Consider the following 24,696-nt stretch of genomic DNA (forward strand, 5'->3'; position numbering starts at 1 on the left):
CAGGAGCCGTCATGACCGACACCTCCAACACACCCGCCGCCCGCCACCCGGCGGCACCCGCCGACCACGGGACCGGGGAGCTGACCCGCTCGATCACCTGGACCGGCGCGTTCTGGGTGGCCAGCGGGGTGCCCGCGCTGGTCCTGTTCTCGGTCGGCTCGATCGCGTCCACGGTGGGCACGGTGTCGGTGCTGGTCTGGACGGTCTCGGTGCTGCTCGGGCTGATCCAGAGCTTCACCTACGCCGAGATCGCCGGCATGTACCCGAACAAGTCCGGCGGGGCCTCGGTGTACGGCGCGATGGCCTGGGTGCCGTACTCCAAGTTCGTCGCGCCGGTGTCGGTGTGGTGCAACTGGCTGGCCTGGTCACCGGTGCTGGCGATCGGCTCCGGGTTGGGCGCCGGTTACCTGCTGACCGCGCTGTTCCCGGCCGACGCGGCGATCAACACCTGGTCGGTGCAGCTCGTCGACCTCGGTGCGCTGAAGGAGGGACTGGCGCTGCGGTTCAACGCCCAGTTCCTGATCGCCGCCGCGCTGCTGCTGCTGGTCTTCGCGCTGCAGCACCACGGCATCCTGCGGGCGGCCCGGGTGCAGACCGTGGTCGGGCTGGCCGTGCTGATCCCGCTGTTGGTGGTCGGTGTGGTGCCGCTGCTGACCGGCGACGTGGCGACCCGCAACTTCCTGCCGTTCGAGCCGATCAACGCCGGCTGGCACCTGCCGGGCTGGACGCTGTTCGCCGGCGGGCTGTTCCTGGCGGCCTGGTCGGCGTACGCGTTCGAGACGTCGGTCTGCTACACGAGCGAGCTGAAGGACCCCGGCCGCGACACCGTGAAGGCGATCTTCTCCTCCGGCCTGGTCTGCCTGGTGATCTTCGTGCTGGTGCCGTTCACCTTCCAGGGCGCGCTCGGCCTGGACCGGCTGGCCAGCGCGCCGATCGTGGACGGCACCGGGGTGGCCGCCGCGATGGTGGAGATGGTCGGCGGCGGCGCGCTGATCGGCAACCTGCTCGTCGTGATGCTGGTACTGGCCCTGCTGCTGTCCATCATGACGACGATGGCCGGCTCGTCGCGGACCCTCTACCAGGGCTCGGTGGACGGCTGGCTGCCCCGCTACCTGGGACGGGCCAACCGACACGGTGCGCCGGCCAGGGCGATGTGGACCGACCTGAGCTTCAACCTGCTGCTGTTGCTGATGAGCGACTACGTGTTCGTGCTGGCCGCGTCCACGGTGTGCTACATGATCTTCAACTTCCTGAACCTGAACGCCGGCTGGCTGCACCGGGTGGACAACGCGCACCTGCACCGGCCGTGGCGGGCGCCGACCGCGCTGATCGCCATCGGTGGGGTGCTGGCGTTCTTCAACGCCCTGCTGCTGGGCTGGGGCGCGAACGTGTGGGGCGGCGGCGCGCTGCTGACCGGGCTGGTGTTCGCCGCACTGGTCATCCCGGTGTTCGCGTTCCGGCACTACGTGCGGGACGGCGGCAAGTTCCCCGACTCGCTGTACGCCACCGGTGACCCAGGCTCTGGCGCTGGTTCTGGCTCTGACTCTGGCGCTGGCTCTGGCTCTGACTCCGGCGCTGGCCCGGTCTCTGGTTCTGGTGCTGTCGCCTCGCCGGTCCGCCGCGCGGGCGCCCGCCCCTACCTGGTGCTGGCCGGCGGCGTCCTGATGGTGATCATCGGCCAGCTGCTCGCCCACTGACCTCGTGAGTGGCGAGTGGTCCCATGGGACCACTCGCCACTCACGGGCTTAATGAGGGGCGGACGAGGCGGGCGTGCCAGGCGTAGGCCTGCTGGTCGGTGAGCGCGGCGACCTGGTCGATCACCACGCGCCAGCGGGCCACGTCGTCCGGCGCATCCCGCCAGGCCTCGCGCAGCCCACCGGAGAGGGTGTCCGGGGCGCCGGCCGCGATCGCGTCGACCAGCTCGGCGAGCAGCCCGCGCTGCTCGGCCTGCAGCCGCAACCGGACCGGGTCGGCCATCACGTAGCGCACCGCGACAGCCTTGAGCAGCGCGACCTCGGCGGCCACCGGCGCGGGGATGACCAGATCCGCCAGGTAACGGCCCAGCGGCCCCTCGCCGTAACGCGCCCGGGTGGCGTCCACGGCGGCCGCCGCGAACCGGTTCACCAGCTCGCTGGTCATCCGCTTGAGCAGCACCTGGCCGCCGGAGCCGATACCGGTCGGGTCGAGCTCGAGCTCCCGCGCCGCGGCCACCACCGGCAGTCCGAGCAGCCGCACACCGGCCGCCTCGCAGCCAGCCCGGTCCGCCCCGAAGCTCTCGGCCGCCAGGGTGACCAGCGCGGACCGTTCGGTCGGGTCGGCCAGCGCGGCCAGGCTGATCCGGCCGGCCAGGATGCCGTCCTCGACGTCGTGCACCGAGTACGCCACGTCGTCGGACCAGTCCATCACCTGCGCCTCCAGGCACTGCCGGCGCGGCGGGGCGTCGGCGCGGAGCCAGTCGAAGGCCGCCATGTCGTCCGCGTACACGCCGTACTTGCGCCGACTGGGACGGCCGCCGGCACGCCCGGCCGGCCCGGGTACCCCGCCGGCGGGCTCCGCCCCGACCGCGAGCTCGGCCAGCCCCGGTGACCCGGCCACCCGGACCGATACCGCCTGCTCCGCCGGCCACGGGTACTTGCAGGCCGCGTCCAGCGACGCCCTGGTCAGGTTCAGCCCGCCGCCGACGATCTTCGGCTCGAGCCGGACCAGGGTGCGCAGGGTCTGCGCGTTGCCCTCGAAGCCACCACACCGGGCGGCGGCCTGATCCAGCGCCCACTCCCCGTTGTGCCCGAACGGCGGGTGGCCGATGTCGTGCGCCAGACCGGCGGTGTCCACCACGTCCGGGTCGCAGCCCAGCTCCTCCGCGATCGACCGGCCGATCTGGGCGACCTCGAGCGAGTGGGTCAACCGGGTACGGGGCATCCCGGTGATCTCGGCGCCCTCCCCCGGGCCGACCACCTGGGTCTTGCCGGCCAGGCGGCGCAGCGCCGCCGAGTGCAGCACGCGGGCCCGGTCCCTGACGAACGGGCCGCGGTGCTCCTCCCGGGCCGCCGCACCCAGCGCCGAGCGCTTCGGCCGTTCCGGCAACATCCGAGCGCGCTCATGCTCGCCGTAGGCGAAGGTGCGGCTCACCCGAGCCCGGACCCCTCGGTCTCCACGGAAGCGTGGGTGAGCCGGTAGAACAGCAGTGCGGCGGTCTCCCGGACGATGTAGCGCACCTGGGTCTCCCGGGTCCGCACCACCGGTCCGCTGTGCGTCGGCGAGGTCCAGGACTCCAGCCCCGAGTCCCGGGCCATCGTGCGCGCGCGCAGCGAGTGCCACGGATCGCTGACCAGCAGAGCGGTGTGCCAGCCGCGCTGGTCCGCCGTGGCGGCCACCGAGCGCAGGCTCTCCAGGGTGTCCGATCCCTCGCCGATCGCCACCACCGCGTCGCTGCGCACACCGCGGTCCACCAGGTACCGCCGGCCGGCGTCCGCCTCGGTGAAACCGTCCCCGGCGCGCCGGCCGCCGACGGTGACGATGCGGGCCGCGACGCCCTGGTCGTACAGCTCCCTGGCGTGCCGCAGCCGGGCGGCGAAGATCGGGCTGGGCGAGCCGTCGTACTGCGCCGCGCCGAGCACCACCACCACGTCCACCGGCCGCCGGTCGTCCACCCGGGCCACCTGCCAGACCCGGAACGCGGTGCCGCCGACGACCAGCCCGGCGACCAGCACCGAACCCACCAGCGCGCGTACCAGCCAGCGCGGCCGGGGTGGCCGCACCGGGGTGAGCTCGACGGTCCTGGCCAGCCCGGTGGGGTCGAGCCCGGCGGGGCCGTCAGCGACGTCGGGGCGGGAGCGGGTGGCGCGCGGGGACGGCGCCCTCATCGGGTGTCCGCGTTCATGCGCCGATCCGGCCGTCGTTGCCGGCCAGTGCGGTGCCGCCGCGGCCGCCGCGGGCCGCGATCACCTCGGCGACGATCGAGACGGCGGTCTCCGCCGGGGTGCGGGCGCCGAGGTCGAGACCCACCGGGGCGTGCAGCCGGGCCAACTCGTCCTCGGAGAGGCCGGCGGCGGTGAGCCGGGAGCGGCGGGCGGCCTGGGTACGCCGCGACCCCAGCGCGCCGAGGAAACCGCGGCCGCGCGCGATGCCGTCGACGAGCACCGCGTCGAACGTGCCCGCGTGGTCCAGCAGCACCAGGACGTCGGCCTCGGTGAAGGTGGCGACCGCGGCGCGCGCGGCGTCCAGCTCGGTGATCTGTGCGCCGGCCCAGCCGAGCAGCGCGGCCTGGGCGAGCAGCGCGTCGCCGATCGCACCACGGCCGACCACCAGCACGGTGGGCACCGGCACCCAGAGGTCGAGCAGCACGTCCAGCTCGCCCTCGGTGATCCGCTCGGTGACGGTGGCGCCGTGGCGGAGCAGCCGTACGGCCACCTCGGCCACCGCCCGGTCGGCGTCGGCGCCGAGGCTGCCGTGCCCCTCGGCCAGCTCCGGACCGGTCAGCACCAGTTGGCGGGCGCCGTCGGCGGTGCTGGCCAGCATGGCGGGTTGCCCGTCGGCCAGCGCGGCGCCGAGCGCCTCGGCCAGCGCGGACGGCAGCGGGTGGCCGAGCAGCGTGGCCCCGCCGGCGCAGGCCAACCCGGCGGCCACCGCGGGGGCCTCGGCGACGTCCGCGCGGCGCGCGCCGGGGCCGGCCAGCGCGGCGTGCGCCAGCGGCACCGCCACGGTGTCCAGCGCGCCGAGGTACACCCCGCCGGCGGTCTCCCCCGCCGAGCTCGCGGCCAGCAGCTGACCCGACTCGACGGTGCCGAAACCATGGCGCTCCAGCACCCGGACCACTCCGACGCCGTGCCGAGCCCACCGGCGCAGCGCAACCCCGAGCTCGCGGTTGACCGACGGTGCCGAGGTGTCGCTCACACGCTCAGCGTACGGCTCCGGCCGACGGGATTTCCCGGACCCTCCGGGCTCGATCCGGCCGCGACTTGACCTCAACAGTGGTTCATGTCGCAGGCTGTGCCCATGACCATCGCCGAACAGCCCAGTGGGGACACCGCACGCGCCGGGACCTGGGGCGAGCTGCTGGGCCGCCGGCACCTGGGAGCGGTCGTGGTCCTCGCCGGCGGGGTCGCCCTCTACGCCGTCAACGTGTACGTCACGATCAGCCTGCTCCCCACCGCGGTCGCCGAGATCGGCGGCGAACGGCTCTACGCGTGGAACACCACCGTCTTCCTGTTGGCCTCGGTGGTCTCCGCCGTGCTGGTCGGCAAGATCCTCGCCGCGGCGGGCAGCCGCAAGGCGTACCTGTTGGCGCTGGGGGTGTTCCTGGCCGGCACCCTGATCTGCGCGGTCGCGCCTTCGATGGCGGTACTGCTGGCCGGGCGGGCCGTGCAGGGCGCGGGCGGCGGGCTGCTGGCCGGCCTCGGCTACGCACTGATCCGGGCCGCGCTGCCGGCGCCGCTGTGGACGAAGGCCAGCGCGCTGGTCTCCGCGATGTGGGGCGTCGGCACGTTCGTCGGGCCGGCACTCGGTGGTGCGTTCGCCGAGTTCGGCAGCTGGCGCGGGGCGTTCGCCGCCCTGGCCGTGGCCGCCGTGCTGGTCGCGGTCGTCGTGCCGCGTGCGCTGGCCGGGGCCGAGGCGGAGGCGGAGGCGCAACCGGAGCCGTTCCCGGTGGTCGCGCTGTTACTGCTGGCCTCGGCGGCCCTGGTGGTGAGCGTGGCCAGCGTGATCGCCACTCCGGTGGTCAGCGTGGTCGGGGTGCTGCTCGGGTTGGCCCTGATCGCCGCCTTCATCGGCTACGAACGGCACGCGAAGGTGCGGGTGCTGCCGGCCGCCACCTTCCGGGGCCGGTCCCGGCTGCGTTGGGTCTACGCCACCATCGCACTGCTCGCGATGAGCTCGATGGTGGAGGCGTTCATCCCGCTGTTCGGGCAGCGCCTCGCCGGGCTCGCACCGCTGGCCGCCGGCTTCCTCGGCGCCGCGCTGGCACTGGGCTGGACGGCCGGCGAGCTGCCCAGCGCCAGCGCGCACCGGGCGGTGACCATCCGGCGCACGATCATCGCCGGCCCGGTCGTGGTCGGCCTCGGCCTGCTGTTGGCGGCGCTCGCACAGGGCGTCGACCCGAGCGGCTGGCTGCTGGCGCTGTGGGTGCTCGCCTTCCTGATCACCGGCAGCGGGACCGGGATCGCCTGGCCGCACCTGAGCACGGTGGCGATGAGCAGCGTGTCCGACCCGTTGGAGGGGCACAAGGCGTCGGCCGCGATCAACACCGTGCAGCTGGTCGCGAACGCCTTCGGCGCCGCGCTGACCGGCCTCGCGGTCAACCTCGGCGAGCCGGATCCGGTGCGCGCCGCGCGTTACCTGTTCGGCTCGTTCGCCGTCCTGGGCCTGCTCGGCGTGGTCACGGCGGTACTCAGCCAGCGCCGGCCGGCCGCCCCGGAACCGGCCTGACAGAAACCCCGACTCACCCTGACGAGAACCCCGACTCGCGGAAGTCTGGCGGGCCCCACCTCGGCGAGTCGGGGATTTTGTCAGGGCGAGTCGGGGATTTTGTCAGGCGCCGATGAGGCGGGCGGCCAGGTAGGACTCGACCTGGTCCAGCGACACCCGCTCCTGGGACATGGTGTCCCGCTCGCGGATGGTCACGGCCTGATCGGTCAGCGAGTCGAAGTCGACGGTCACGCAGAACGGCGTGCCCACCTCGTCCTGGCGGCGGTAGCGGCGGCCGATCGCGCCGGCGTCGTCGAAGTCGACGTTCCAGTTCCTGCGCAGCGCGGCGGCCAGGTCACGGGCCTTCGGTGACAGGTCCGCGTGCCGGGACAGCGGCAGCACCGCGGCCTTGACCGGGGCGAGGCGGCGGTCCAGCTTCAGCACGACGCGCTTGTCCACACCGCCCTTGGCGTTGGGCGCCTCGTCCTCGGTGTAGGCGTCCACCAGGAACGCCATCATCGAGCGGCCCACACCCGCCGCCGGCTCGATCACGTACGGGCGGTACCGGGACCCGGTGGCCTGGTCGTAGTACGACAGGTCCACGCCGGAGTGGTTGGAGTGCGTGGTCAGGTCGAAGTCCGTGCGGTTGGCGATGCCCTCGAGCTCGCCCCACTCCGAGCCGGCGAAGTTGAAGCGGTACTCGATGTCGACGGTGCGCTTCGAGTAGTGCGACAGCTTCTCCTTCGGGTGCTCGAGGTGCCGCAGGTTGTCCGGGTTCATGCCCAGGTCGGTGTACCAGGCGGTCCGGGTGTCGATCCAGTACTGGTGCAGCTCCTCGTCGGTACCCGGCTCGACGAAGTACTCCATCTCCATCTGCTCGAACTCACGGGTCCGGAAGATGAAGTTGCCGGGGGTGATCTCGTTGCGGAAGCTCTTGCCCATCTGGCCGATGCCGAACGGGGGCTTGCGCCGCGACGAGGTCAGCACGTTCAGGAAGTTGATGAAAATGCCCTGCGCGGTCTCCGGGCGCAGGTAGGCAAGGCCCTCCTCGGACTCCACCGGGCCGAGGTAGGTCTTGAGCATCATGTTGAAGTCACGCGGCTCGGTGTACTGGCCGCGGGTGCCGCAGTTCGGGCAGGGCACGTCGGACAGGTTGTCCTCGGCGGCCACCTTGCCGGTGCGCTCGACGTACTCCTCGGCCAGTTGGTCGGCCCGGAACCGCTTGTGGCAGCTGGTGCACTCCACCAGCGGGTCGTTGAACACCCCGACGTGGCCGGAGGCGACCCAGACCTGGCGCGGCAGGATCACCGAGGAGTCCAGGCCCACGATGTCGTCACGGCCGGTCACCATCGAACGCCACCACTGGCGCTTGATGTTCTCCTTGAGCTCGACGCCGAGCGGCCCGTAGTCCCACGCCGACCGGGTGCCGCCGTAAATCTCCCCGCACGGGAAGACGAAACCCCGGCGCTTACAGAGGGCGACAACGGTATCGATCGTGCTGGACGACGGTTTGCTGGGCACGAGGAGAGCTCCTGGAGCGAAAGATCGGGAAGAATGCGTAACACCGCAAGCGTACCGAGACCGCCTCGTCGTCCCGCCGACTACCTGCCGAGGTGGGCCGGGCCGAGCGCGCTTGACAGCAACCGTTCCCGCAAGTAAGGCTCGCCTTACCCCTGACCCAGGAGGCTCGGTGCCCGATCCGTCCGTCAGCGCCACCACCGCCGACCGGCCCGGCGACCGACTCAGCGACCGACTCAGCGACCGGGCCGAGGACCGGCGGCGATCACGCGGCCCCGGCCCCGGCGATCGCCGAGACGAAGCGAACCCTGGACGCGACACCGGGCCTGATCGGCGAGCCCACCGACGCCGAGCGGGCCCGCACCATCGTCACCGCGGGCCGCACCGCCGCACTGTCCACGGTCGCGGTCGACTCCGGTGGCGTCCCGTTCGGCTCGCTGGTCGCGCACGCCGTCGACGAGCTCGGCCGCCCCCTGCTCTGCCTGTCCGACCTCGCCGAGCACAGCCGCAACCTCACCGCCGACCCACGCGCGTCGGTGCTGGTGACCGAGGCCGGCGACGGCGACCCGCTCGCCTCGGGCCGGGTCACCCTGCTCGGCGAGGTCTCGGTGCTGGCCGGCGACGAGCGCGCCACCGCCCTGGCCAGCTACAAAGCGGTGCACCCGGACGCGTTCTACGTCGAGTTCAGCGACTTCCGGATCTACCGCCTCGAGGTCACCTCGGCGCGCTTCGTGGGCGGATTCGGCCGGATGAGCTGGGTCGACGCCGCCGGTTACGCCTCGGCCGAGCCCGACCCGCTGCGACCACACCGCGCCGGCATCGTCGAGCACATGAACAACGACCACGCCGACTCGCTGATCGGGTTCTGCCGGGTGCTGGCCGGCCGCCCGGACACCGCGACCGCGCGGATGCTCGACGTCGACCGCTACGGCTTCTCGGTACTGGCCACCGACGGCCCGGCGGGCACCCCCGGCAACCCGCGCGCGGTGCGGTTCGGGTTCGACGCGGTGACCGACACCCCGCTCGGCGTGCGCACCGCGATGATCGAGCTGGTGCGCCGGGTCCGGGGCTAGAGCGGTGAGGCCCTGCCGTCGTCGCCGGTGAGCAGGCTGACGTGGTCGGTGACCTCGCCGGCGTCGGCCTCCGCGAGCACCTCGTAGGTGGCCGGCTCGTCGGCCAGCGCCTCGGAGAGCAGCGGCACCACGTGCTCGCGGACGTCGAACGGCGACATCGCCCTGCGGTAGGCGACCACCGAGGCGAACCGCACCGAGAGCACCCAGCGGTCCGGCTCTTCGAAAGCGCGCCCCAGACTGCCGCCGAGGCACCCGTCCGCCCTGGTGAGCAGAGTGAGCGCACGGCGGGCGCGCTCGACGAAGGAGGCCTCCCGCTCGGGTGACACGAGGTACCGGCAGATCAGCAGCACAGCAAGGCAGGTTACCGGCGCCCTACCATGGCGATCGAGCACATCCACAGCTGGCAACACCGGGCGACTGCGCCCGGGCGGGGAGCGATCTGATGACCACGCTGCGTTCGGACACCGACCAGGTCGACGCGAGCATCCGGGTCACCGCGGCTGAGGTGTCGGGTCAGGTGTCGGGACCGGTACCGAGCGAGGTGCACTCGGCCGAACGGCCGGCCGCACCGCCGGCGCCGCCGAGGACACCGGCCACCCTGGCGGCGGCCGGCGAGTTGCTGCGCGCACTGGCCGCGCCGGTGCGGATCGCGATCGTCCTGCAGCTGCAGGAGTCGGAGCGGTGTGTGCACGAGCTCGTCGAGGCGCTGGAGGTGACCCAGCCGTTGATCAGCCAGCATCTGCGGGTACTCAAGGCGGCGGGTGTGGTCGCCGGTGAGCGGCACGGGCGTGAAGTGGTCTACCGGCTGGTGGACGAGCACCTGGCGCATATCGTGATGGACGCGGTGGCACACGCGGAGGAGGGCACGTGACGGCACTGGGGGCGAGCGGCCAGGCCGCCAAAGGAACCCTGAGGTCCACCCGGCAACGGACGGCGGTGTCCGCGCTGCTGGACCGCCTCGACGACTTCCGGTCCGCGCAGGAGATCCACGAGGAGCTCCGCCGCGACGGCGAGGGCATCGGCCTGACGACCGTCTACCGGACGCTGCAGAACCTGTTCGAGTCCGGCGAGGTGGACGTGCTGCGCACCGGCTCCGGCGAGGCGGTCTACCGGCGCTGCTCCACGCACCATCACCACCACCTGGTGTGCCGCCGCTGCGGGCGCACCGTGGAGGTCGAGGGTCCGGCGGTGGAGAGCTGGGCGCAGCGGGTCGCCGAGGAGAACGGGTTCTCCGACGTCAGCCACACCGTCGAGGTCTTCGGCGTGTGCGCGAAGTGCGCCGCGCTCGTGTCCTGAGTCTCAACAAGACACACTCGGGCCGACCGGACCGGTCTAGCGTCCGGGCGGTGACCGAGACCCAGACACCCACCGTGGTGCGGCAGTTGAGCACGCCGGAATCGACCGAGCTCGCCAGCTTGGCGTCCATCTTCGAAGACCTGCAGTTCGTGCTCAAGTGCTGTGAGGAGCTGGTCGCCCGGCTGGCCAGGCCGACCGAGGACGACGTGGTCAGCCACGCGCTCTGGTCCGCCGCGCTGATCGCGTACGTGCGCTGCTTCTCCCTGGACAAGAAGCGCTACGGGCTGACCGAGAAGGACCTCGCGGAGACCGGGCTCAAGGGCGAGGTCGTGCAGTGGCACTCGATGCTGCGCGAGCTGCGGGACCACCTCACCTCGACCACCACCAACCCGCGTGAGCGGTTCGTGATCGGGGCCGCGCAGGACGCCGAGGGCCGGGCCGAGGGGATCGCGATCGTGTCCTCGCCGCTGCCGCCGGTGGAGGAGCTCGCGGTCCGCCAGACCGGGCGGCTCGCCCTGGAGCTGAGCAAGGTGGTCGACGCGCGGATGGGCGAGGCGCAGCGGGCCGTGTTCCAGTCCGCCAGGGGCATGAGTGTGCAGCTGCTCAACGCGCTGCCCGAGGTTCGCCTGGACGGCACGACGGACTGACGCTACGAGCCGGCCGGGGTGAGCAGCTCGGTACGCAGCTGCGAGGCGTTGGACACCACCAGCATGAGCAGGGTGCCCATCGCCTCGACGCTCAGCCCGGCGCCCGGGAAGACGTAGCGCAGGGTGACGTCCCAGCCGCGGTCGGTCCGGATCGCGCCGAGCGTGCCGAACAGGCCCTGACCGGCGCGTTCGGCCAGCCGGAGCGGGATGTCCGAGTCGGTGGGCAGGTCCCAGGCGACCACGCAGGTCAGGCTGAGCACCTGCAGCCCCTCGGACAGCTCGAGGCCCTGCAGCGCGCTGGGTACCTCGCCGTGCCGGAAGGACAGTGCGCCGTCGTCGTCCACCCGGACCTCGTGGAAGCGCTCCAGCGCCCGCTTCGCGGTGTCCAGCATCCCGCCGGTGTCGGAACCGGTGTCAGAAGTGGTCATGCCTGTGCTCCCGCCGCGCCGTCGGACGCCTTGTCGACCGCGCCGCCGAAGCGCCGATTGCGCCCGGCGTAGATCTCGCAGGCCTCCCAGAGGTGCCTGCGGTCGAAGTCCGGGAACAGCGTGTCCAGGAAGACCATCTCGGCGTAGGCCGACTGCCAGAGCAGGAAGTTGGACGTCCGCTGCTCGCCGGAGGAGCGCACAAAAAGATCGACGTCCGGCATGTCCGGCTCGTCCAGGTACCGGGCGATCATCCGCTCATCGATCTTGTCCGGCTTGATCTTCCCGTCCGCGACCAGCCGGGCGATCTGCTTCACCGCGTCCGCGATCTCGGCGCGACCGCCGTAGTTGACGCACATGGTGAGCGTCAGGACGTCGTTGTGCCGGGTCTTCTCCTCCGCCACCTCGAGCTCCCTGATCACGCTGCGCCACAGCCTCGGCCGGCGCCCGGCCCACCGCACCCGCACGCCCATCGCGTGCATCTCGTCGACCCTGCGCCGGATGACGTCGCGGTTGAAGCCCATCAGGAAACGCACCTCGTCGGGGCTGCGCTTCCAGTTCTCGGTGGAGAAGGCGTAGGCCGACAGCCAGCGGACGCCGACGTCGATGCAGCCCCGGGCCACGTCCATCAGCGACGCCTCGCCGCGCCGGTGCCCCTCGACCCTGGGCAGGCCGCGGGCGTTGGCCCACCGCCCGTTCCCGTCCATCACCAGTGCCACGTGGTTGGGCACCAGGTCGGCGGGAAGCTTCGGCGCCACGGCGCCGGAGGGGTGCGGGGGAGGTGGTTCGAACGGCACCGCCCAAGCCTACGACGCACCCGGGCCGTCCCGCCGCACGGTGTAACGTCGCCACCAGCACGTGGTTGCGCCTAGGGTTCCGCCGGTTGCCCGCCGGGTTAGACGATCGACAATCAGGGTGGCCGGGGCTGGACCGAGCGGCGCCAGGGCGGTTGGACACCGTCCACACCTGACGGGACAAAAGCCCTGAGGGCTCTATTTGACGTGCCCGCTTCCGGCGGGCCGGCCAAAGGAGCCCTTCCTTGACAGTCCTGTCCGTGCCCGCCGCTCTCCTCGCCTCCCCAGCCGCCGCGTCGGCGGCTCCGGCGGCGTCGGCGGCCGGCCCGTCGGTGACGCCGGCGATCGTCATCGCGGTGCTCGGCGCGGCGCTGCTGCACGCGATCTGGAACTCACTCGCGCACGGGGTGTCCGACCGGTTGGTCGGGTTCGGCGTGATCGGCGTCGCCAACCTGGCCGGCGGCGCCCTGCTGGTCGCCCTGAGCGGGCCGCTCCCGCCGGCCGCCTGGGTGTACGTGATCGCCTCGGCGGTGCTGCACGTGCTCTACGAGCTGCTGTTGCTGGCCAGCTACCAGCTCGGCGAGTTCAGTCAGATGTATCCGCTGGCCAGGGGCACCGCGCCGTGGGTGGTCGCGCTGGTCTCGGTGGTCGTGCTGGGCCGGGCGCTGCCGATCACCGAGCTGCTCGGGGTGCTCGCCGTGTCGGCCGGACTGCTCGCACTGGTCCTTGTCGGCGGCCGGCCGGGGCGCAAACAGCTGCCCGCCCTGGGCTCGGCGGTACTGACCGGGCTGATGATCGCCGCCTACACCGTGGTCGACGGGCTGGGCGTGGCCGTGGCACCGCTGACCGCCTACATCGGCTGGCTGTTCCTGCTGCAGAGCGCGCCGCTGCCACTGCTCGCCGTGATCCGCCGAGGCCGACAGCTGCCCGCCGCCGTGCGCCGGTGCGCTCTGCCCGGGCTCGCCGGCGGGGTCATCTCGCTCGCGGCGTACTCGATCGTGCTCTGGGCCCAGACCAGCGGCGCACTGGCACCGATCGCCGCGCTGCGCGAGACCAGCATCATCTTCGGCGCACTGATCGGCACCGTGTTCCTCGGCGAGCGGCTCGGCCGGCGCCGCATAATGGCCGCCGCCGTGGTACTAGCCGGCGTCCTCCTGATCAGCCTGACCCACTAACCCCGAGCCGACGCTTTCGGCCACACAGACCGGGCGCAAGCCGCACAGACTGTGCACGGTCTGTGCCGCCGGCACCAGGTGTGTGCGAGCCGCTAGGAACCGGCGGCGCGGTCGGTGTGGCCGAGGCTGCGGTCGGGGGCGATCCGGTCCCGGACGAGGCGCTTGAGCACCGGGAGCTCGGGGAAACCGCGCTCCTTGCGATCCCAGAGCAGCTCGCCGTCCAGCACGATCCGGAACACCCCGCCGGTTCCCGGTACCAGCGCCACCTCGCCGAGCTCTGCCTCGAACGTGGTCAGCAGTTCCTGGGCCAGCCAGGCGGCCCGCAGCAGCCAGCGGCACTGCGTGCAGTAGTTGATCTCCAACCGGGGTGACAAGGCAGCTCCTCAGGACTTACCGGACTAGCGGCGCTCGACCAGCGGCAGCGAGCGGAGTTGGCGCTCCAGGTGCCACTGCAGGTGTGCGGCGACGAGCCCGCTGGTGTCCCGGCGGACCGGCGCGGTGGCCGCGTCCGCAATCGGCCAGTCACCGTGCAGCAGTGCGTCGAGCAGCTCGAACGTCTCCGGCGACGGGGCCACCGAGCCGGCCGGGCGGCACCGTCCGCAGACCGCTCCGCCGGCCGCCACGTTGAACGCCCGGTGCGGCCCCGGCTCGGCGCAGCGGGCACACTCGGTGATCGCCGGCGCCCAACCCGCGTAGCCCATCGCGCGCAGCAGGAACGCGTCCAGCACCAGGTGCGGGTCCCGCTCCCGCCCGGCCAGCGCGCGTAGCGCCCCGACCACCAGCAGGTACAGCCGCAGCCCCGGCTCGCCCTCCTCGGCGGCCAGCCGGTCGGTGGTCTCCAGTACGGCGCAGCCGGTGGTGTACCGGGTGTAGTCGCCGACCAGCCCGGCGCCGAACGCGTCCACGGTCTGCGCCTGGGTCACCACGTCCAGGGTGCGGCCGGTGTAGCACTGCAGGTCGACGTGGTTGAACGGCTCCAGCCGGGCACCCCAGCGGGACCGGGTGCGGCGCACTCCCTTGGCCACCGCGCGCACCTTGCCGCGCCGGCGGGTGAGCAGCGTGGCGATCCGGTCGGCCTCACCGAGCTTCTGCACCCGCAGCACCACGCCGGTGTCACGCCACAGGGTCACCGGCCAAGCCTACGGCGCGTGAGCCGCGACGACCCTCGCCGGACCGCGACGGCGCGCGGCGAGCCGCGGCGGCCAGCTCACCCGAGCGGACCCCCGGATGCCGGCGCGCGCCATCCGAACGCCTCCTTGCGGGCCGCACCCACCCTGAGCACCCTGGACCGACGCCATCTCCGGCGCGCCGTCCGGCCGCGATTCCGAGCCGGTCGATCATCCGAGCCGGCGGTGCCGGCCGAGCCGACGAAGGGAACCCGACATGTTTGCGCGCTACACCACCGTCAGCGGTGACCCGAGCAAGATGGAGTCCGCGATCGACTACGTGGACGGGCAGGCCCGTGCCGCGGTGGAGGGAACAGACGGCAACCGCGGCTTCGCGGTGATCGCCGATGCCGAGGGTGGCCGGATCATCGGCGCGTCCTACTGGGACAGCGCCGAGTCGATGCGGGCGTCCGAAGCCGGCCTGGCCGGGACCCGCGACGATGCCGCGGCGGCGCTGGCCGGCGAGGTGAGCATGGAGAGCTTCGAGATGACGCACGGTTTCCGGCACTCGATCCCGGCTCGAGGGGCGATAGTGCGACTGTCGCGGCTCGAGGTGGACCCGGCCCGGGTGGACGAGGCGATCTCGTTGATGCGCGAGGAGACCGCACCCCGGGTGAAGGGCGCCGAAGGCCTGCTGAGTTTCCAGCAGCTGCTCGACCGCAACACCGGTTCCGGCATGATCGTCACGACCTGGGAGAGCCAGGCGGCGGCCGAGGCGTTCTGGCCCACCGCGGAACAGCTGCGGGCGCGCGCGAGCGACCGGGTCGGCGTCAGGTTCGGCGCGATGGAGACCTACACGATGATCCGCAGCACGGTGCAGCTCGACTGAGCTGAAGCACCCTCGGGGCGGCCGGACACCGCCCGGGGACGCCGGTCCGTGCCGAGCCGCACCCTCGGGCCCGGCACGGACCCGGCACCCGGCCGGGCCTGGGCCGTCAGAACCCGAGCTTGCGCAGCTGGCGCGGGTCGCGCTGCCAGTCCTTGGCCACCTTGACGTGCAGCTCGAGATAGATCTTGGTGCCGAGCAGCGCCTCGATCTGGCGGCGGGCGGCGGTGCCGACCTCCTTGAGCCGGGCACCGCCCTTGCCGATGATGATGCCCTTCTGGCTGGACCGCTCCACGTAGAGGATCGCGTGCACGTCGAACATGTCGGTGCGACCCTCGTTCGGGATCATCTCCTCGACCAGCACCGCCAGTGAGTGCGGCAGCTCGTCGCGGACGCCCTCCAGCGCGGCCTCCCGGATCAGCTCGGCGATCAGCGTGGTCTCCGGCTCGTCGGTCAGCTCGCCGTCCGGGTACAGCTGCGGGCCCTCCGGCAGCCGGTTCACGAACAGGTCGGCGACGGTGTCGACCTGGAACCCGTCCACCGCCGAGCACGGCACGATCTCCGCGAACTCCATGAGCCTGGACAGTTGGGTCAGGCGCTGGGCCACCATCTCCGGCCCGGCCAGGTCGGTCTTGGTCACCACCCCGATGATCGGGGTGCGTTGGGCCACCGAGCGCAGCTCGTTCACGATGAACTCGTCGCCACGGCCCACCGGCACGTCCGCCGGCACACAGAAGCCGATCACGTCGACCTCGGCCCAGGTCTCCCGGACGATGTCGTTGAGCCGGCTGCCCAGCAGGGTGCGCGGCTTGTGCAGCCCCGGCGTGTCCACCACGATCAGCTGGGCGTCCGGGCGGTTCAGGATGCCCCGGATGGCGTGCCGGGTAGTCTGCGGGCGGCTCGAGGTGATCGCCACCTTGCCGCCGATCAGCGCATTCGTCAGGGTGGACTTGCCCGCGTTGGGGCGCCCGACGAAGCAGGCGAACCCGGATCGGTACACCGACCGGGTCGCGGGCGGCTCGGTTGCCGGGGACTGGGTTGGGGACTGGGTCAGGTCAGATTTCGTCAATTCGGGCTTGCTCACTTCAGGCTCGGTCATCGTGGTGCCACCTCACTCGGCGCGGCCGGCCGATCGCCGGTCAGCCGCGCAACGATCTCCCTGGCGATCGGCAGCGCCGAGGTAGCCGCCGGGGACGGCGCATTGAGCACGTGCAGTATCCGGGCGTCGGCGCCGCCGTCAGTTCCGCCGTCAGCGACGAACAGGAAGTCGTCCACCAGGGTGCCGTCCCGGCGCACCGCCTGCGCGCGCACCCCGGCGCCGCCCGGTTCCAGGTCCTCGGCGCGCACGTCGGGCAACATCCGGCGCACCCGGGCGGCCATCACCTCCCGGGACAGCGAGCCGCGCACCTCGTCCAGCCCGTAGCGCCAGTACCGCCGCGCCAGCCGGCGCAACCCCGGGTAGGCCAGCGTGCCGGCCAGCTCCCGGGGGCGCACCGTGCGCCAGTCGTAGCCCTCCCTGGCCAGCGCGAGCACCGCGTTCGGGCCGACGTGCACGTGCCCGTCGACGCCGCGGGTGGCGTGCACGCCGAGGAACGGCAGGTCCGGGTCCGGCACCGGGTAGATCAGCTCGCGGACCAGCCCGGCGGCCGGCTCGCGCAGACCGGCGTACTCCCCCCGGAACGGCAGGATCCGCACCCCGGGGCCGTGGCCGCTCCGCCGGGCCAGCTCGTCGCTGCGCAACCCGGCGCAGGCCACCACCTGGCCGGCCAGCACATCACCGGCGTCGGTCCGCACCACCACGTCGGCGCGGCGGCGCACCAACTGCCGCACCCGGCGCCCCAGCAGCAGCTCGCCGCCGGCCGCGACGAACAGCTCGGCCAGTTTCTCGGTGATCAGCCGGAAGTCGCACACCCCGGTGCCGGGCACCCGCAGCGCGGCCAGGGCGCGCACCGCCGGTTCGTGCCGGCGGGCCTCGCGGTCGGTCAGCTCGTAGCACTCCACACCGTTGGCCAGCCCTCGCCGGGCCAGCTCGGCCAGCCGGGGCAGCTCCTCCGGCTCGGTGGCCACCACCAGCTTGCCCCCGACCCGGTGCGGCAGGTCGTGGGCGCGGCAGAACGCCACGGTCTCGTCCCGGCCGGCCACCGCGAGGCGCGCCTTGTGGCTGCCCGGCCGGTAGTACAGCCCGGAGTGGATCACGTTCGAGTTGTGCCCGGTCTGGTGCGCGGCCACCTGGTCCTCCGCCTCCAGCACGGCCACCGAGCGGCCCGCGCCGCGCAGTTCGCGCGCGGTGGCGAGCCCGACGATCCCGGCGCCGATCACCACCGCGTCATAGCGCGGGGTGGCCGGCGATGCGCCCGCGGCGGCCGTCACGTGGTGAGCACCGCGCGCACCGCGCCGGAGGCGTCGGCCAGCAGGACCGGGGCGTTGGGGCCGAGGTCGCGCACGGCGGCCACCGCCTCGGCGTCCGGCTCGCTGCCGTCCGCGTTCACCACCGCCGCCGCCTCCAGGCCCGGGGCTCCACTGGACACCGCGGCGGCCACGGCGGCCTGCAGCGCGGACAGTCGCAGTGAGGGCAGCGCGACGGTCGCGGCGGCGTAGGTGCGCCCGTCGGTGTCCCGCACGGCGGCCCCCTCGGCGGCACCGATCCGGGCCCGGGTGGACCGGGCGAGCACCACGATCTTGGTGTCCTCGGGGTCCAGCTCGTTCGCCGAGACTCCGGATCCAGCCGCTGACGACTCAGCCTGTGACATCGCTTCCCTCCCGCCGCTGCGCGGCCCTGTCCTCGGTGCCGCCGGCGGACCGCTCCGTGCGCTCCTGCTCCCCCTCGACCGGGGTGACCAGGACTGTGGTGATTCGGATCCTGCCCCGAGCATCCTTCCCGCCCTCGGCGAGCAGCCGCAGACCGGCCAGCTCGGCCTGGGCGCCGGGCAGCGGTACCCGACCCAACCGCTGGGCCAGCAGACCGCCCACGGTGTCCACGTCGGCCTCGGTCAGCTCCGGCTCCAGCTCGAGGCCGAACAGCTCGCCGAGGTCGGCGACCGGCAGCCGGGCGGCCACCCGCATGGTGTGCTCGTCGACCACCTGGACCGGCGGGATCTCCTCGGTGTCGTACTCGTCGGTGATCTCGCCGACGATCTCCTCCAGGATGTCCTCGATGGTGACCACGCCGGCGGTGCCACCGTACTCGTCGACGACGATCGCCATGTGGTAGCGGCTGCGTTGCATCTCCTTGAGCAGGTCCGCCACCGGCTTGGAGTCCGGCACGAAGGTGGCTGGGCGCATCACATCGGACACCAACTGGTCCGGCTCGGCCGCCGCGAGGTCCTTCAGGTACGCCACCCCGATCACGTCGTCCACGCCCTCACCCAGCACCGGGATCCGGGAGTAGCCGCTGCGCAGCGCCAGTGTCAGCCCGTCCCGCACGGTGCGGTCGCGCTCGATCCAGATCAGGTCGGTTCGCGGCACCATCACATCCCTGGTCGGCGTGTCACCCAGCTCGAACACCGAGTGGATCATCTGCCGCTCGTCCTCGGCGACCACTCCCCTGGCGCCGGCCAGATCCACCGCCTCACGCAGCTCGACCTCGGAGGAGAACGGGCCCTCCCGGAAGCCGGGACCCGGGGTGATCGCGTTGCCGACCACGATCAGCAGCCGGGTCAGCGGGCCGAGCAACGCGGCCAGTGCGCGCACCGGCGCGGCCAGCGCCAACCCGATGCCGTACGGGTGCTGGCGGCCGATGGTGCGCGGGCCGACCCCGATCAGCACGTAGCTGACCACCACCATGATCGCGCCGGCCACCACCGCGCCGAGCCAGACCGGGGTGATCAGCTGGACGGCGACGATGGTGGCCAGCACGGTGGCCACCGTCTCGCAGGCCAGCCGCAGCAACAACAGCAGGTTCACGTACCGGGGCCGGTCCGCGACCACCGCGGCGAGCTGGCGGGCACCGGTCTTGCCGGCCCGCACCAGCGCCTCCACCCGGGCCCGGGAGACCGTGCCCAGCGACGAGTCGGCGGCGGCGAACAGCCCGGCCAGCGGGACCAGCAGCACGGCCAGCACGATCTGCCAGACCACCGCCGTGGTCATCGGAGCCCGGTCCGGATCAGCTGGTCATTGATCACGGCCGCCGTGTTCCTCGAGCCCGACGGTGCCCAGCACGTGCGAGTCGGCGGCCCGCTGCCGCTCCCGCGCCAGCGCATGGTCGCGGTCCTGCCGCCACCGCGCCAGCAGCTGGTTCTGCAGCGCGAACATCTCCCGCTCCTGGTCGGGCTCCGCATGGTCGTAGCCAAGCAGATGCAGCACGCCGTGCACGGTCAGCAGGTGCAGTTCGTCGGCCAGCGGGTGTCCGGCGGCTTTGGCCTGCTCCCGGGCGAACTCGGGGCAGAGCACCACGTCACCCAGGATCGACTCCGGGTCGTCCAGCGAGTCCGGCCGGCGGGTGGCGTCCAGCTCGTCCATCGGGAAGGACATCACGTCGGTCGCGCCGGGCAGCTCCATCCAGCGCTGGTGCAGCTCGGCCATCACGTCCAGCTCGACGAGCAGCACGCTCAGCTCGGCCAGCGGGTTGACCCGCATCGCGTCCAGCGCGAACCGGGCCACCGAGACGATCGCCGTCTCGTCGACGGAGACACCGGACTCGTTGCAGATCTCAATACTCATGACAGCTCGTTCGGGTTCAGGGGTTCGGCTCGCCCGGGTCCAGGGTTTCAGCGGCGCCGGCGGCGGTCCGCCCGGTTGGGCACCTGCCGATCGTCCGACGGCTGGGTGGTGTCCCAGCGGGCGTAGGCGTCCACGATGTCCGACACGAGCCGGTGCCGCACCACGTCGGTGCTGGTCAGCTGCGCGAAGTGCACGTCGTCGACGCCGTCCAGGATGTCCCGGACCACCAGCAGCCCCGAGCGCGAGCCACCGGGCAGGTCGATCTGGGTGGTGTCGCCGGTGACCACGATCTGGGAGCCGAAGCCGAGCCGGGTGAGGAACATCTTCATCTGCTCGGGCGTGGTGTTCTGCGCCTCGTCGAGGATGATGAACGCGTCGTTCAGGGTGCGCCCGCGCATGTACGCCAGCGGGGCGACCTCGATGGTGCCCGCGGCCATCAGCTTCGGGATCGACTCCGGGTCGATCATGTCGTGCAGCGCGTCGTAGAGCGGCCGCAGGTACGGGTCGATCTTCTCGTAGAGCGTGCCGGGCAGGAAGCCGAGCCGCTCACCGGCCTCGACGGCCGGCCGGGTCAGGATGATCCGGTTGGCCTGCTTGCTCTGCAGCGCCTGGACCGCCTTGGCCATCGCCAGGTACGTCTTGCCGGTGCCGGCCGGCCCGATGCCGAAGACGATGGTGTTCTTGTCGATGGCGTCGACGTAGCGCTTCTGGTTCAGCGTCTTGGGCCGGATGGTGCGCCCGCGCCGGGACAGGATGTCCAGGCTGAGCACCTCCGCCGGGGACTCGCCGGCGCGGGCGCCGGCGCCGCCGGTGCGCTCGTCGGACAGCATCGCGACGGTGCGCCGCACGGTGTCCGGGCCGAGCTGTTGCCCACGGCTGGCCAGGGTGATCAGTTCGGCGAACACCCGCTCGGCGAAGGCAACATCGGCCGACGCGCCGGTCAGGGTGAGTTCGTTGCCGCGGACGTGCACGTCGGCGGTGAGCAGATCCTCGGCGGTGCGAAGGTTCTCGTCCCGCGAGCCGAGCAACGCGAGCAGCGCCGAGTCCGGGACGGCCATGCGGGACTGCGCGGAGGCTTGGGGGACGGACTGCTCCGGTTCAGTACCGGTCACGTGGTGTACTGCCTGCTTTCCCGCTCGCTCGACCCAGCTGGTTGTCAGTTCGATGGTAGCGGGACCCTGAACCGTGTGCAGGCGGGTAACCCCCATCGGGCTGCTGCCCGCGCCCAGTGACTCCGCTGCCCGCCCCCGGTGACGTTGCGCTGACGTTCCGCCGACCGCGTATGGGACCGCGCCGCGGCGAGCGTGGGGGGACGCCCGCCGCGACACGGCGGCCGCCGGCAAAGGGGGACTTAACCGGCGGCCCCACCGGGTGTGAACACCCGATGTCGCTCCGAGGTCCGGTCCGAAGAGCCGGCAACATCGGTACACGGATCGTAACGCGCGCGGCCCTGCCGGCAATTTTTGATCACTCTAACGGACCATTTGAGCGATCAAATATTACTCAGTGTATGCATTCCAGCGTTCCGTCAGCACACCGAGCGCCCCGAGGGCCACCGCGGCCGCGGTGGATGCCCGCAACACCTGCGGCCCCAGCCGCACCGCGCGCGCCCCGGCCGCGCAGAGCTGCTCGAGCTCCTCGTCGGTGATGCCGCCCTCGGGGCCGACCACCAGAACGAGCTCGGCAGCCCTCGGCGCGGTCGTCGGCGCGGTGAGCGGCGCGGCCAGCTCACGGACCGCGGCGGCGATCGGGACGGTCGCGGCCTCGTGCAGCACCAGGGCGCCCCCGCCCGCGGCACCGGCGGCGGCGCACCGCGCGGCCAGCGCCTGGGTACCGACCTGCTCGGACACCTCCGGCAGCCAGGCCCGCCGGGACTGCTTGGCGGCGGCCAGCACGGTCGATCTCCAGCGGGCCAGCGCCTTGTCGCCGCGCGGGCCGTCGTCCCAGCGCGCCACGCAGCGCGCGGCCCGCCAGGGCAGCACCGCGTCCACCCCGGCCTCGGTGGCAAGCTCCACCGCGAGCTCCCCGCGCTCGCCCTTCACCAGTGCCTGCGCCAGGGTTACCGTCGGGCACGGCGCGGCCACCCGCCGGCGGTCCACGATCGACAGCCGCAGCGCGTCCCGGCCGACCCCGGTCACCTCGGCGGTGGCCAGGCCGCCCCGGCCGTCGCCGAGCAGCAGTCGCTCGCCCACCCTGGTCCGCCGCACGGTGACCGCGTGCCTGCCCTCCGGCCCGGCGAGCTCACCGGACCCGCCGGCCGGCAGCTCGTCGACCAGGTAGAGCGGCGGGGTCAGCGGGGACTCCGGCCGCCCCGCAGCCGGGAGAACAGGCCACCGCCGTTGCGTCCGTTCATCGCCAGGTCCGGTTGCTCGTCGCCGCGGACCGCGGCCAGCTCGCGGAGCAGCTCGATCTGCCTGCTGTCCAGCTTGGTCGGCGTGAGCACCTCGATGTGGACCATCAGGTCACCCCGCCCGTCCACCCGGCCGGTGGAGCGCAGCCGGGGCATGCCCTTGCCGCGCAGCGTGCGCACCATGCCGGTCTGGGTCCCGGGCTCGATGTCCAGGTCCAGCTCGTCGCCGTCGGCCAGCAGCGGCAACCGCACGGTGGTGCCCAGCGCGGCGGCGGTCATCGGCAGCGGCAGCACGCAGTGCAGATCGACACCCTCGCGGGTGAACACGTCGTGCGGCGCCTCCTCGACCTCCACGTACAGGTCGCCGGCCGGTCCGCCGCCGGAGCCGACCTCACCCTGCCCGGCCAGCCGCACCCGCATCCCGTCGGCCACCCCGGCCGGCATCTTGACGGTCACCGAGCGCCGCGCGCGCACCCGCCCGTCGCCGGCACACTGCCGGCACGGGTCCGGGATGACGTGGCCGAGCCCGTGGCAGTTCGGGCAGGGGCGGCTGGTGACCACCTGGCCGAGGAACGAGCGCTGCACGCTCTGCACCTCGCCCCGGCCGTTGCAGATGTCACAGATCTCCGGCGACGTGCCCGGCGCGCAGCCCGAGCCGGTGCACTCCGAGCACAGCACCGCGGTGTCCACGGTGAGCTCCTTGGTCAGCCCGACCGCGCACTCCTCCAGGGTCAACCGCATCCGGATCAGCGCGTCGGCGCCGGGCTGCACCCGGCTGCGCGGGCCCCGACCGCCGGCACCGCCGCCGGCGGAGCTGCCGAAGAAGGCGTCCACGATGTCGCCGAGGCCACCGAACCCGGCGAACGGGTCGCCGGCGCCGCCACCGCGGCCGGCACCGTTGTCCAGCGGGTCGCCGCCCAGGTCCACGATGCGCCGCTTCGCCGGGTCGGACAGGACCTCGTAGGCCGCCTTGACCTCGGCGAACCGCTGCTGTGCCGCCGCGTCGGGGTTGACGTCGGGGTGCAGCTCGCGAGCGAGCCTGCGATAGGCCCGCTTGATCTCTTCCGGCCCGGCGTCATGGCTGACACCCAGCGCCCCGTAGTAGTCCCTGGCCACCCTTGCGTTCCTCATGTCCCTCGTACAGCTCGCTCGTACCCGGGCGCGACAACGCCGGGTGCTCCGTCCCGCCCAGGCTCAGCGCCCAGCCAGGATCTCACCTACATATCTAGCAACCGCGTGCACCGCCGCGATCGTGCCGGGGTAGTCCATTCTGGTCGGCCCGACCACGCCCATCCCGCCGAGGAGCGTCTCCCCCGGCCCGTAACCGATGGAGACCACCGACGTGGAGCGCATCTCCTCGGCCTCGTTCTCCTCGCCGATACTGATCCGCACGGTGCCCGGACTGCGCGCCGAGGCGAGCAGCTTGAGCACCACGACCTGTTCCTCCAGGGCTTCCAGCACCGTGCGCAGCGAGCCGGGGAAGTCGGCCACGTTGCGGGTCAGGTTGCCGGTGCCGCCGAGCACCAGTCGCTCCTCGGGATGTTCGACGAGCGCGTCGATCAGCACCATGGCCAGTGTGGTGACCGGCTCACGCAGGTCGCCGGGCGCATCCCCGGGCAGCTCCGCGACCAGCACCGAGGCCTCCGTGAGGCGCCGGCCCACCATCGCCGCGTTCAGCATCGTGCGGATCCGGGCGACCGACTCCTCGGTGACCACGTCGCCGAGGTCGACCATGCGCTGGTCCACCCGGCCGCTGTCGGTGATCAGCACCAGCATCAGCCTGGCCGGTGTGAGCGGCACCAGCTCGACATGGCGCACCGTGGACCGGGTGAGCGTGGGGTACTGCACCACCGCGACCTGCCGGGTGAGCTGGGCGAGCAGCCGGACGCTGCGCCGCAGCACGTCGTCGAGGTCCAGCGCGCCGCCGAGGAAGGACTGGATCGCGCGCCGCTCGGCACCGGAGAGCGGCTTGACGTCGCTGATCCGGTCCACGAAGCGGCGGTAGCCCTTGTCGGTGGGGATGCGACCGGCGCTGGTGTGCGGCTGCGCGATGTAGCCGTCCTCCTCCAGCACCGCCATGTCGTTGCGCACGGTCGCGCTGGAAACGCCGAGATTGTGCCGCTCCACCAGCGTCTTGGACCCGACCGGCTCCTGCGTAGACACGTAGTCGGCGACGATCGCGCGCAGCACCTCGAACCGGCGTTCCTCGGCATTCACCCCGCGTGCACCTCCCCGGTCTCCGCAATCCAGTCTACGGCCCGCGCGGACCGGGGCGGTTCCCCGCGACCTCGCCGGATGCGCGCGTCGCGGTACTCCGCCGAGCTCACCCCAAGCTACAAGGTGCCCACCGCGGCGAAGTTCTAGT

General features: G+C 72.6%; 26 protein-coding genes. 8 read left to right on the plus strand and 18 right to left on the minus strand.

Annotated features, from left to right (window positions below):
* Positions 1 to 11 precede the first annotated feature (11 nt).
* Positions 12 to 1,697 (plus strand): APC family permease, encoded by a 1,686-nt coding sequence (locus ACTXG6_RS41995; RefSeq protein WP_445184873.1) that lies wholly within the window; start codon positions 12 to 14, stop codon positions 1,695 to 1,697.
* A gap of 40 nt (positions 1,698 to 1,737) precedes the next feature.
* On the opposite strand, the gene ACTXG6_RS42000 is transcribed toward ACTXG6_RS41995, so the two are convergent.
* The 3 genes from ACTXG6_RS42000 to ACTXG6_RS42010 are packed head-to-tail and all read right to left on the minus strand — an operon-like array spanning position 1,738 to position 4,893.
* Positions 1,738 to 3,129: a deoxyguanosinetriphosphate triphosphohydrolase gene (locus ACTXG6_RS42000; protein ID WP_445184874.1), complete on the minus strand. Its 1,392-nt coding sequence runs from the start codon at positions 3,127 to 3,129 to the stop codon at positions 1,738 to 1,740.
* Entirely contained in the window at positions 3,126 to 3,863 is a 738-nt protein-coding gene (locus ACTXG6_RS42005; protein WP_445184875.1) for a YdcF family protein, read from the minus strand. Before ACTXG6_RS42005 ends, ACTXG6_RS42000 begins: the two co-directional genes overlap by 4 nt.
* Before the next feature lie 13 nt (positions 3,864 to 3,876).
* The gene (locus ACTXG6_RS42010) at positions 3,877 to 4,893 is read right to left on the minus strand and encodes an XdhC family protein (RefSeq protein ID WP_445184876.1); all 1,017 of its coding nucleotides are present in this window, start codon (positions 4,891 to 4,893) and stop codon (positions 3,877 to 3,879) included.
* A 102-nt stretch (positions 4,894 to 4,995) separates the two neighbouring features.
* On the opposite strand from ACTXG6_RS42010, the gene ACTXG6_RS42015 reads away from it, so the two are divergent.
* Positions 4,996 to 6,423: an MFS transporter gene (locus ACTXG6_RS42015; protein WP_445184877.1), complete on the plus strand. Its 1,428-nt coding sequence runs from the start codon at positions 4,996 to 4,998 to the stop codon at positions 6,421 to 6,423.
* A 102-nt stretch (positions 6,424 to 6,525) separates the two neighbouring features.
* Here the strand turns inward: ACTXG6_RS42015 and ACTXG6_RS42020 are convergent, their stop codons facing one another.
* Positions 6,526 to 7,923 carry a glycine--tRNA ligase gene (locus tag ACTXG6_RS42020; protein WP_445184878.1) on the minus strand — a complete coding sequence of 466 codons (1,398 nt, stop codon included), beginning with the start codon at positions 7,921 to 7,923 and terminating at the stop codon, positions 6,526 to 6,528.
* Between the two features lie 326 nt (positions 7,924 to 8,249).
* On the opposite strand from ACTXG6_RS42020, the gene ACTXG6_RS42025 reads away from it, so the two are divergent.
* On the plus strand, positions 8,250 to 8,993 hold the full coding sequence (locus tag ACTXG6_RS42025) for a HugZ family pyridoxamine 5'-phosphate oxidase (protein WP_445190264.1): 744 nt from the start codon (positions 8,250 to 8,252) through the stop codon (positions 8,991 to 8,993).
* On the opposite strand, the gene ACTXG6_RS42030 is transcribed toward ACTXG6_RS42025, so the two are convergent.
* A complete protein-coding gene (locus ACTXG6_RS42030) occupies positions 8,990 to 9,343 on the minus strand; it encodes an antibiotic biosynthesis monooxygenase family protein (RefSeq protein WP_445184879.1) in 354 nt (117 codons plus the stop codon). The two genes, ACTXG6_RS42025 and ACTXG6_RS42030, sit on opposite strands and share 4 nt — an antisense overlap.
* A gap of 92 nt (positions 9,344 to 9,435) precedes the next feature.
* Here ACTXG6_RS42030 and ACTXG6_RS42035 point away from each other — a divergent pair, with 92 nt between their 5' ends.
* From ACTXG6_RS42035 to ACTXG6_RS42045, 3 genes are read left to right on the plus strand one after another with little or no spacing between them, the layout of a single operon-like run.
* Complete coding sequence (locus tag ACTXG6_RS42035) at positions 9,436 to 9,864, plus strand: ArsR/SmtB family transcription factor (protein WP_445184880.1); 429 nt, start codon at positions 9,436 to 9,438, stop codon at positions 9,862 to 9,864.
* A complete protein-coding gene (locus ACTXG6_RS42040) occupies positions 9,861 to 10,289 on the plus strand; it encodes a Fur family transcriptional regulator (protein ID WP_445184881.1) in 429 nt (142 codons plus the stop codon). The genes ACTXG6_RS42035 and ACTXG6_RS42040 overlap by 4 nt, the downstream gene beginning before the upstream one ends.
* Before the next feature lie 50 nt (positions 10,290 to 10,339).
* Positions 10,340 to 10,936, plus strand: a complete 597-nt coding sequence (locus tag ACTXG6_RS42045) for a hypothetical protein (protein ID WP_445184882.1) — start codon at positions 10,340 to 10,342, stop codon at positions 10,934 to 10,936.
* 2 nt (positions 10,937 to 10,938) lie between these two features.
* Here the strand turns inward: ACTXG6_RS42045 and ACTXG6_RS42050 are convergent, their stop codons facing one another.
* Positions 10,939 to 11,364, minus strand: coding sequence for a hypothetical protein (locus ACTXG6_RS42050; RefSeq protein ID WP_445184883.1), 426 nt, complete (start codon positions 11,362 to 11,364; stop codon positions 10,939 to 10,941).
* Complete coding sequence (locus ACTXG6_RS42055) at positions 11,361 to 12,158, minus strand: isoprenyl transferase (protein ID WP_445184884.1); 798 nt, start codon at positions 12,156 to 12,158, stop codon at positions 11,361 to 11,363. Before ACTXG6_RS42055 ends, ACTXG6_RS42050 begins: the two co-directional genes overlap by 4 nt.
* A 242-nt stretch (positions 12,159 to 12,400) precedes the next feature.
* Between ACTXG6_RS42055 and ACTXG6_RS42060 the strand changes: the two genes are divergently transcribed.
* Positions 12,401 to 13,330 (plus strand): EamA family transporter, encoded by a 930-nt coding sequence (locus ACTXG6_RS42060; RefSeq protein ID WP_445184885.1) that lies wholly within the window; start codon positions 12,401 to 12,403, stop codon positions 13,328 to 13,330.
* A gap of 92 nt (positions 13,331 to 13,422) precedes the next feature.
* Here the strand turns inward: ACTXG6_RS42060 and ACTXG6_RS42065 are convergent, their stop codons facing one another.
* Together ACTXG6_RS42065 and recO are read right to left on the minus strand one after the other, a co-directional pair.
* Positions 13,423 to 13,704, minus strand: a complete 282-nt coding sequence (locus ACTXG6_RS42065) for a SelT/SelW/SelH family protein (protein WP_445184886.1) — start codon at positions 13,702 to 13,704, stop codon at positions 13,423 to 13,425.
* Positions 13,705 to 13,728: 24 nt separating this feature from the next.
* Positions 13,729 to 14,460, minus strand: coding sequence for a DNA repair protein RecO (gene recO, locus ACTXG6_RS42070; RefSeq protein ID WP_445184887.1), 732 nt, complete (start codon positions 14,458 to 14,460; stop codon positions 13,729 to 13,731).
* Between the two features lie 253 nt (positions 14,461 to 14,713).
* On the opposite strand from recO, the gene ACTXG6_RS42075 reads away from it, so the two are divergent.
* Positions 14,714 to 15,325 carry an antibiotic biosynthesis monooxygenase gene (locus ACTXG6_RS42075; RefSeq protein WP_445184888.1) on the plus strand — a complete coding sequence of 204 codons (612 nt, stop codon included), beginning with the start codon at positions 14,714 to 14,716 and terminating at the stop codon, positions 15,323 to 15,325.
* A gap of 106 nt (positions 15,326 to 15,431) precedes the next feature.
* On the opposite strand, the gene era is transcribed toward ACTXG6_RS42075, so the two are convergent.
* The 9 genes from era to hrcA form a co-directional block, all read right to left on the minus strand.
* Positions 15,432 to 16,421 carry a GTPase Era gene (era, locus tag ACTXG6_RS42080; RefSeq protein ID WP_445184889.1) on the minus strand — a complete coding sequence of 330 codons (990 nt, stop codon included), beginning with the start codon at positions 16,419 to 16,421 and terminating at the stop codon, positions 15,432 to 15,434.
* On the minus strand, positions 16,418 to 17,692 hold the full coding sequence (gene lhgO / locus ACTXG6_RS42085) for an L-2-hydroxyglutarate oxidase (RefSeq protein ID WP_445184890.1): 1,275 nt from the start codon (positions 17,690 to 17,692) through the stop codon (positions 16,418 to 16,420). The genes era and lhgO overlap by 4 nt, the downstream gene beginning before the upstream one ends.
* On the minus strand, positions 17,689 to 18,072 hold the full coding sequence (locus tag ACTXG6_RS42090) for a cytidine deaminase (RefSeq protein WP_445184891.1): 384 nt from the start codon (positions 18,070 to 18,072) through the stop codon (positions 17,689 to 17,691). The genes lhgO and ACTXG6_RS42090 overlap by 4 nt, the downstream gene beginning before the upstream one ends.
* The gene (locus ACTXG6_RS42095) at positions 18,059 to 19,408 is read right to left on the minus strand and encodes a hemolysin family protein (protein WP_445184892.1); all 1,350 of its coding nucleotides are present in this window, start codon (positions 19,406 to 19,408) and stop codon (positions 18,059 to 18,061) included. Before ACTXG6_RS42095 ends, ACTXG6_RS42090 begins: the two co-directional genes overlap by 14 nt.
* 24 nt (positions 19,409 to 19,432) lie before the next feature.
* The gene (ybeY, locus tag ACTXG6_RS42100) at positions 19,433 to 19,981 is read right to left on the minus strand and encodes an rRNA maturation RNase YbeY (RefSeq protein WP_445184893.1); all 549 of its coding nucleotides are present in this window, start codon (positions 19,979 to 19,981) and stop codon (positions 19,433 to 19,435) included.
* Positions 19,982 to 20,028: 47 nt separating this feature from the next.
* Complete coding sequence (locus tag ACTXG6_RS42105; protein ID WP_445184894.1) at positions 20,029 to 21,093, minus strand: PhoH family protein; 1,065 nt, start codon at positions 21,091 to 21,093, stop codon at positions 20,029 to 20,031.
* Between the two features lie 387 nt (positions 21,094 to 21,480).
* Entirely contained in the window at positions 21,481 to 22,275 is a 795-nt protein-coding gene (locus ACTXG6_RS42110; protein ID WP_445190265.1) for a 16S rRNA (uracil(1498)-N(3))-methyltransferase, read from the minus strand.
* Positions 22,272 to 23,447, minus strand: coding sequence for a molecular chaperone DnaJ (dnaJ, locus tag ACTXG6_RS42115; RefSeq protein ID WP_445190266.1), 1,176 nt, complete (start codon positions 23,445 to 23,447; stop codon positions 22,272 to 22,274). Before dnaJ ends, ACTXG6_RS42110 begins: the two co-directional genes overlap by 4 nt.
* A gap of 78 nt (positions 23,448 to 23,525) precedes the next feature.
* Positions 23,526 to 24,548 carry a heat-inducible transcriptional repressor HrcA gene (hrcA, locus tag ACTXG6_RS42120; protein ID WP_445184895.1) on the minus strand — a complete coding sequence of 341 codons (1,023 nt, stop codon included), beginning with the start codon at positions 24,546 to 24,548 and terminating at the stop codon, positions 23,526 to 23,528.
* Between the last annotated feature and the right edge of the window lie 148 nt (positions 24,549 to 24,696).

It is taken from the genome of Pseudonocardia sp. Cha107L01, from assembly GCF_052566575.1.

Bases quoted from the DNA above. Each gene is read 5' to 3' on its own strand.
- ACTXG6_RS41995 (WP_445184873.1), top strand. From the start codon at position 12: ATGACCGACACCTCCAACACACCCGCCGCCCGCCACCCGGCGGCACCC.
- ACTXG6_RS42005 (WP_445184875.1), bottom strand. From the start codon at position 3,863: ATGAGGGCGCCGTCCCCGCGCGCCACCCGCTCCCGCCCCGACGTCGCT.
- ACTXG6_RS42015 (WP_445184877.1), top strand. From the start codon at position 4,996: ATGACCATCGCCGAACAGCCCAGTGGGGACACCGCACGCGCCGGGACC.
- ACTXG6_RS42035 (WP_445184880.1), top strand. From the start codon at position 9,436: ATGACCACGCTGCGTTCGGACACCGACCAGGTCGACGCGAGCATCCGG.
- ACTXG6_RS42050 (WP_445184883.1), bottom strand. From the start codon at position 11,364: ATGACCACTTCTGACACCGGTTCCGACACCGGCGGGATGCTGGACACC.
- ACTXG6_RS42075 (WP_445184888.1), top strand. From the start codon at position 14,714: ATGTTTGCGCGCTACACCACCGTCAGCGGTGACCCGAGCAAGATGGAG.
- era (WP_445184889.1), bottom strand. From the start codon at position 16,421: ATGACCGAGCCTGAAGTGAGCAAGCCCGAATTGACGAAATCTGACCTG.
- ACTXG6_RS42090 (WP_445184891.1), bottom strand. From the start codon at position 18,072: ATGTCACAGGCTGAGTCGTCAGCGGCTGGATCCGGAGTCTCGGCGAAC.
- ACTXG6_RS42095 (WP_445184892.1), bottom strand. From the start codon at position 19,408: ATGACCACGGCGGTGGTCTGGCAGATCGTGCTGGCCGTGCTGCTGGTC.
- ybeY (WP_445184893.1), bottom strand. From the start codon at position 19,981: ATGAGTATTGAGATCTGCAACGAGTCCGGTGTCTCCGTCGACGAGACG.